The 6,951-nt window shown below is 61.0% G+C and carries 4 protein-coding genes; all 4 read left to right on the plus strand.

The features are described 5' to 3' along the window. Nucleotides 1-239: DDE-type integrase/transposase/recombinase (locus LOX95_RS14090; RefSeq protein ID WP_242915687.1), on the plus strand; the 239-nt coding region annotated here is incomplete at its 5' end. Nucleotides 240-667: 428 nt separating this feature from the next. Then, nucleotides 668-1,840: a hypothetical protein gene (locus LOX95_RS14095; protein ID WP_242915689.1), complete on the plus strand. Its 1,173-nt coding sequence runs from the start codon at nt 668-670 to the stop codon at nt 1,838-1,840. 67 nt (nt 1,841-1,907) lie between these two features. Next, entirely contained in the window at nt 1,908-4,952 is a 3,045-nt protein-coding gene (locus LOX95_RS14100; RefSeq protein WP_242915691.1) for a TonB-dependent receptor, read from the plus strand. Nucleotides 4,953-5,061: 109 nt separating this feature from the next. Next, complete coding sequence (locus tag LOX95_RS14105; RefSeq protein WP_242915693.1) at nt 5,062-6,693, plus strand: alkaline phosphatase D family protein; 1,632 nt, start codon at nt 5,062-5,064, stop codon at nt 6,691-6,693. Nucleotides 6,694-6,951 lie beyond the last annotated feature (258 nt).

Raw genomic sequence — 6,951 nt, forward strand, 5'->3', positions numbered from 1 at the left:
ATCTTCACCGACCCGGCCGACTGCGAGATAACAACCGTGTCGAGAACTCTCATCTACCGATCCGGCGACGAGAGCGGCAGCAGCGACGGTTTAAATCCCAAGCCTCAGCGCAAAGATTTCTCACCACGCACGCGGCGATCTACAACACCTTCAACATCCAGCGCCATCTCATCAGCAGATCCACACTTCGTCGCTTTCGCGCCGATGCTGATACCGCTTGGGCGGCGGCTACCGTCTGAAAATGAGCAGGCTAGGGGGCTTTCGGCTTCGCTCAGTTAAGCTGACAGCGCCTCTGATTTCTCGACCCGGTCTTCGCGTACTGCGACGTCAGGCCGAAACCGCTTGGTCGGCAGCGACGCAAATGGTCTAAAATCGGCAAGGGGAGGTCTGATTTTTGCTCAGACCGATTAACTTGTCAGCGCCCTGGCAGGGTATCGTGTTGAAAAAGCCGGCCAACTGACGCGCCTGCCGGCGTGAGTTCTCTTGGTTGCGCGTCTCTGAGCGGCTGATGGGCTGGTCAGGGACGCAATCCTCGCATCTCGCGGGTATTTCTTTGAACGGATTAACAGACACGGTTCTTTCGCGCGACTGTCGTTCCGAATTCTCCGAGCTTTGCATTTAGCTTCGTGAACGCTGGCTAAGCGTCGCCTTAGTAGAGGGGGCGTTCATGGTACCGCGTAACCAAATCAGATCGATTGTTCCGGCCTTAATGATCCTCGGGACGTCGCTGGCAGGCATTCAGACTTCTACGGCCGAGGCTCGCGAGATCGCCGCGACAGCGCTGCCTTTGACCCAGAATGGCGGCACATGGGATGCCGGTCATGTGCAGGGCATTGCCATCGATCGCGTCAACGGTTTCATCTATTATTCCTTCACCGATCTGCTGGCCAAATACGACTTCCAAGGCAACCTCGTGGGGACGCTGGTCGGCTGGACGGGGCACCTCGGCGATCTGGCGTTCAACCCCGAGAACGGGAAGCTCTACGGCTCGCTGGAGTATAAGGCCGACGAAGCCTTCTATATTGCCGTCATCGACGTGGCGGGTCTGGATCGTGTTGGGGTTTCGGCGGCTGCGTCGCCCTTCCAGACCGTTCATCTCGCAGAGGTGGGCAGGGACTACGCCGCCGACATGGACGGCAATGGCCGGTTCGACGGCAACATCGCCGAGACACCGGATCATCGCTATGGCGCATCGGGCATCGATGGCGTGGCCTTCGGCCCGCGCTTCGGATCAAAAGATGGTCCGCAACTCCTGACCGTGGGCTATGGCATCTATAGCCACACGGGCCGCACCGATAACGATCATCAGGTGCTGCTTCAGTACGATGTGTCGGGCTGGGATGAGCTGGCGCGTCCGTTGGTCGAAAGCCAGCCGCACCGCAGCGGCCCAACAACCCACGACGGCAAGTATTTTGTCCGCACCGGCAACACCACTTACGGCGTGCAGAATTTGGCCTATGACGCCGCCAGCCAGCGCTGGTTCATGGGTGTCTATGCTGGCCGCAAGCCGCACTTTCCGAACTATCTGATGTTTGCCGTCGAGGCGGATGCCCGACCGGTCATGGGCGACCTTGTCGGCGTGCTCGCTGCCGACGGAAACGGCTGGGAGCAGGGGCTGCTGTTGCCGCTCGCCGATGACGGTCTGCGCGATCCCGCTACCGGTATTCGGGGCTGGAACCAGAAATCCGATGTCGGACTGGAGCCTGTCGGGGATGGCCTTTTCTATCTGGCCGTCAACTCCGGCGGTCGCGGTGCCCAGACCGCCGACATCGCCCTGATGCGCTGGACGGGAAATCCCGACCAGCCATTCCTTCCCGTGACCCCCCCGACGTCCCGTTGAGGCCAAACCCTGCCTCGGCAGGGTGACCTCTTTCCCAATCCATTTTTCAATCGTTCGAGTGTTTTCAATGAAAGCGCGTTCTTTCCATCTGTCTGGCGTCAGCCTGCGTGCACTTGCCATCCTCTCGTCTGTGACGGCGGCGTGCGCCGTCGCTCTGCCCCAGGTCGCGATGGCCGACACGGTCGTGGCACAGTCTCAGGTCGATACCGGCGCGGTGCGCGGCCGCGTGTTCGACACCGTGTCGGGCGAATATATCCGCAACGCCGAAGTGCGTGTCGCGGGCACCAATATCGTGGCCTATACCGAAGACAGCGGCCTGTTCCGCCTCAGCGGCGTGCCCGCAGGTTCGGCTACGCTGATCGTGCGCTATGCCGGTCTTCAAGATGGCCTTGCGGAGGTGACGGTTGCCGCTGGTCAGACCGCAACGGCGGATGTGCAGCTATCCGCCCTGTCGTCGGCGGGCGGTAACGCTGTCGCGACGGTGGACGAGGTTGTGGTCACGGCTGCGCGCGGTGGTCAGGCCAAGGCCCTGATGGAACGCCGCGTGGCCATGAACGCCAAGAACGTGGTGCCTGCCGACAACTTCGGTGCCCTGACCATGGGCGACGTTGGCGAGTTTATGAAGTCCATGCCGGGCCTGTCGCTGGATTACACCGAGGTGGACGCCACGGCGGTGCGCATTGGCGGTCTGCCGCCGAAATACTCGACCTTCACCATGGACGGCGCGCGTATGGCGACGGCCACGTCCAACAACAATTCGGGCCGTCAGAACTCGTTCGAACAGATGTCGATTACCGGCATCGACATGATCGAGCTGAACCACACCCTGTTGGCCAGTATGGATGCGGACTCGCCGGGCGGCAGCATCAATCTGCGCAGCCGCTACGCATTCCAGCTTCCGGAACGCCAGATCCGCTTCCAGCTTGGTGGCGTGGCGACCTCTGACTCGGCCCTGTCGCCTCACTATATGCCGGACGACAAGAAGCACTCCAGCATCTTCCCGTCGACCCAGTTCAGCTATGCAGACGTCTATATGGACGGCCGTCTGGGTCTGGCGTTCAGTGCCAGCCACAATGCCAACTATGTGCAGCAGGACCGCATCCAGACCGATTGGTCCTACCTGCCGGACGGCCGTGTGATCCCGTACCAGGTGATGTGGCGTCCGGGGCCAAAGATGACCTCGCGTACGGCGGCCAATCTGGCGCTGGACTACCAGTTCACCGACCAGTTGGTGTTTTCGCTGCGCAGCAACTACTCGTTCTATGACGTCGAGTATTTCAACCAGTACACCTATCTGAACTTCGGCACGACCAGCCGCTCGTATACCACGCCGGACTCGACCGGCACCCGCATCGAAGTGAATCCGGATGGTCGCAACACCCGCCTCTATACCGGTTATTCGCACCGTTATGCCGGTACGCCGACCTATCTGATCGCGCCGAAACTCGAGTACAAGGGCGAGACTTGGGAAGCGGCTCTGCGCGGTAGCCTGTCGGGTGCCGAGTTCAACTTCCGCGACACCAGCAAGGGCTTCTTCCAGCGTACCGATACCCAGTTGACTGGGATCGGCTTCCTGATGGAGCGTGACAGCCCGCGTTCGAACGCCTGGTACCTGACGCAGACGGCGGGCCGCCCGTGGGGTGATCCGGCCAGCTTCAACCGCGATATGGATATCGGCAACAACATCCGCACGGCAGAGTCCGACGCCAAGAACGAGATGATGTCGCTGAACTTCGACGTGAAGAAGCGCCTCAATCTGGGCAATGTCCCATATACGCTGATGGCCGGCCTCGGTAGCCGCTCAAATGACTGGGCCACGAACGAAGGCTCGTGGCAGCAGTTCCAGTATGTGGGCCCGAACGGCGATCTGAGCCAGATGTCGCCTGAGGCCGGTGTGCCTGCCACCCAGAAATACCGCTTCGAAATCATCGGCTTCGATGCCGGTAATATGAACACCCAAGGCTGGCGCGCCGACAGCAACTACGGGATGTACGACATCTACCGCGAGCATCCGGACTATTTCGTTCCTGACGAAGTGGGCAATCTGAAGCGCCGTCTGGATAACAACAAGCGCGTTCAGGAAGACATCACCTCGGCCTATTTCGAAGGCAATGCCGATGCTGGGCGCGCGCGCTTCAACCTCGGTCTGCGCTATGAAAACACCGAGACCGCAGCGCGTGTTGCCGTCATCCGTCCTGTCAAGGAAGTGACGGAGGCTGGCCTGTCCGTCAGCACCGTCGAAGGGCTGATGTACCAGTACAACAACGGCACCTATCAGGATCGCAAGGGCCAGTACGACGACTGGTTCTGGAGCGGTGGTGCGAAGTTTGACTTCACCGACCGTCTGGTGGGTCAGGCCTCGTTCAGCCAGTCGATCCTGCGTCCGGACTACGGCAATCTGGGTGGCGTGGTTTCGGTCAATGACGAGACCATGATGGTCACCGTGCCGAACCCCGAACTGCTGCCGGAGCGTTCGACCAAATACTATCTGAGCCTGCAGTACTATCTGCCCGCTTCGGGCCTGATCGGCTTGTCGGCCTATCAGCTGGATATGGAAGATATGCAGGTCACCGGCATGACGGTGAACCCGGAGGATGTCGGCTTCGATCCGAATGAATATGCAGGCTATACCTTCCGCAGCGCGCAGAACCTGCCGGGTACCAGCACCAACCGCGGCTATGTGGCCGAGTACAACCAGCAACTGAGCTTCCTGCCGGGAGTATGGAAGGGGCTGGGGGTGAATGCCTCGATCACCTATCTGGATCCGGATGGCGAGCGTCAGGGCACGCCAAAACAGTCGGCAAACTGGGGCGTGCGCTACCAGATCGGCCGGTTCGACTTCAACCTGAATGGCAACTGGCAGTCGAAGTACCGTGTCAGCGGTCTGAACAACACGCCGACCACGGCCAACAACGGCATCCTGTACCATACCGCCCGCGAGCTGTGGAACGTGAGCGTCAACTATAAGATCAACGACAACTTCGATCTGATGCTGGCTGGCCGCAACATTTTCAACTCGCCGGACATCATCTACTCGAACGAGCGCGACCGTGTGCAGCAGTACACCGTCTATGGCTCGATGTGGAACATCGGCATCAAGGGCGTTTTCTAAACCGCTCTGACCTCTGAACAGCTGTGGCCGCGCGATCACCGTCGTGCGGCCACAGTGCCAATAGGGGCAGATGCCGGACATCGCCCCGTTATTAATCTCGGGATTGCAAATGACACTACTGCTTGACCGTCGCCGTTTGGTGCTCGGCGGAAGTCTGGGTTTGATGGCTCTGGGTTTGCCCGGCGGTGCTGCGATGGCCCAGCAGGTGCTGGCGGCCACCGGCTTTACCCATGGCGTTGCCAGTGGCGAGCCTGCATCCGACAGTATGCTTTTGTGGACGCGCTATGTACCGTCCGGTCAGGGCAGCGAGGTGACGCTCGATGTCGAAGTGTCTACGGATCGGAGCTTCAATCGCATCCAGCACCGCGAGCGGGTGCGCACCGGCGGCTATCGCGACTGGACCGTAAAGGTGACCGTCGACGGTCTGGCCGCTGGCTCGACCTATTGGTACCGCTTTGTGGGCCCTGATGGCAGCTATTCGAGCGCAGGCCGTATGTGCACCTTGCCGGAAGGCAAGGCCGAGCATTTCCGCATGGGGGTGTTCTCGTGCTCCAACCTGCCGATGGGCTGGTTCAACGCCTATGCCCATGCGTCCAAGCGCGAGGACGTGGATCTGTGGTTGCACGTCGGCGACTACATCTATGAATACGGCATAGCCTCTTATTCAGACGCGGACCGCATCGCCGAGCGCGTTGTCCTGCCCGCGCATGATCACGAGATGGTCGCGCTGGCCGATTACCGCCTGCGCTTTGCCTGCTATCGGGCCGACCCCGACGTTCAGGCGCTTCATGCCTCGGCCCCGATGGTTTGTCTGTGGGATGACCATGAATCCACCAACGACAGTTGGGAAGGCGGCGCGCAAAACCATCAGGCCAACGAGGGCGACTGGGCAACCCGCCGTGCGGCCGCCGTTCAGGCCTATCTGGAATGGATGCCGATCTCCGAGGAGCCGTGGAAGGCCTATCATATCGGTGAGCTGGCGACCCTGTACCGCACGGAATCGCGCCTGATCGGCCGGACCCGTCAGGCGGATATCGGTGCTGCCTATCGTGGAGGTACGGCGACCGCGCTGTCGAACTTCCGCGATGGCGAATGGATGGACCCGACCGCCTCCATGCTGGGCTCCACTCAAGAGGCCTGGATCGAGCGGGAGTTCCGCCGCAATGCCCGTTCCTCGGCGTGGCAACTTGTGGGTATGGCCTGCATCATGGGTCGTACAGTCATGCCGCAGGAAGCTGTTAGCTGGTTGCGGAGCGACGTCAGTAACGGTGCTCGCAACAGCTATATGAATGCGGCGCGGGCTGGCGCGGTGGGCTTGCCGATGTGGATGGACCGTTGGGATGGCTATCCTCAGGCGCGCTCGCGTTTCCTGAAGGCGGCGCAAGAGGCCGATGCCAATCTCGTCGTACTGTCGGGCGACAGCCATAATGCATGGGCCTATTCCCTGTCCGAAGACGGGCGTCCGGCGGGCGTTGAGTTCGCGGGACAGGCTGTAACGTCCAACGGTATGGAGCGTCAGATGGGCGTCGATCACGCCCGTGTCGCGCGTGGTTTCGTCGAAACCAATCCCGAGATGGCATGGGCCCAGACCCATGGGCGCGGCTATATGATGCTGGACGTGAAGCCGCACCGTGTCGAGAGCGAGTGGATATTCTTCAACACCACGAAGCAACGCGACGAGACGGTCGCCAGCACACACCGCATCCAAGTCGACAAGGGGCATCGGCGCATCCAGGCGTAAGCGCCTTTCCACCGCGACGTTTCGAACAGCCTGCGCTTGCGCAGGCTGTTTTTGCGACAGGCCTATGGGGGCGGGGCCCGAGCCGGGATGTCCGCTGGCTTTCCGACACAGCGGACCGTCTGCGCCGACGCTGCATTAGCCTTGCACCAGAAACCGATATCCGACGCGGAGGGATTGGCTGTGGCTCAGATTAGCGGACGAGGCTAGGCTCAGGACTCATAGCCAAAAGAGCACTGTAGCGGCGAGGGCTATGGCGGA

It is taken from the genome of Brevundimonas pishanensis (genome assembly GCF_022750635.1).
Classification (GTDB): Bacteria; Pseudomonadota; Alphaproteobacteria; order Caulobacterales; family Caulobacteraceae; genus Brevundimonas; species Brevundimonas pishanensis.

What these genes read in the sequence shown, in the direction of transcription:
- LOX95_RS14095 (WP_242915689.1), top strand. Translation starts at nt 668, where the DNA reads ATGGTACCGCGTAACCAAATCAGATCGATTGTTCCGGCCTTAATGATC.
- LOX95_RS14100 (WP_242915691.1), top strand. Translation starts at nt 1,908, where the DNA reads ATGAAAGCGCGTTCTTTCCATCTGTCTGGCGTCAGCCTGCGTGCACTT.
- LOX95_RS14105 (WP_242915693.1), top strand. Translation starts at nt 5,062, where the DNA reads ATGACACTACTGCTTGACCGTCGCCGTTTGGTGCTCGGCGGAAGTCTG.